General features: G+C 39.8%; 1 protein-coding gene. It reads left to right on the forward strand.

Annotated elements, in window-relative coordinates:
* The coding region (locus ACFX59_RS18390; protein ID WP_387434523.1) for a hypothetical protein at window positions 1-454 on the forward strand (454 nt) is incomplete at its 5' end.
* Window positions 455-573: the final 119 nt, after the last annotated feature.

Here is a 573-nt window from a genome sequence, read left to right on the forward strand (position 1 = left end):
TGATGTCTACAACCGTATTGATAAAAAGATTCGTACAGTAAGGGCAAACATCGATGTTCAGCTAGAACGTTTGGATAGAGAGAGTCAGGTAGATCTTGAGAATGCAGAGCCAGAGGAATTAGCTCCAGAATTGTCCCAGACCTTAGCCAATATTGCCATTGACCATCAAGCCATTTTAGACAAGATTGCTACCTCTGCTGAGGGTGATAAGGAAGAATTGACTGCCATCCATACTTTGAAGATGGAGAAATTTCAAACGATTTTAGAAGGCTATTTAAAGATTAAGGCCAATCCTAAAAACTATAATCGGGCAGAAGAACGCTTGCAACAAGCTAAAGCAGCCATCGAACAATTTGACCTTGAGCTGGACCAAGTCTTGAGAGAACTCAATGAAACAGATATGCGTGATTTTGATATCAGTCTGCGCATTCTCGAAAAAGATCGTAAAGAATAGGTTATACTCTTCGAGAATCTCTTCAAATCACGTCAGCTTTGCCTTGCCGTACTCAAGTACAGCCTGCGGCTAGCTTCCTAATTTGCTCTTTGATTTTCATTGAGTATAAAAATATTTTA

The organism is Sphingomonas sp. NCPPB 2930, from assembly GCF_042867205.1.
Classification (GTDB): domain Bacteria; phylum Pseudomonadota; class Alphaproteobacteria; order Sphingomonadales; family Sphingomonadaceae; genus Sphingomonas.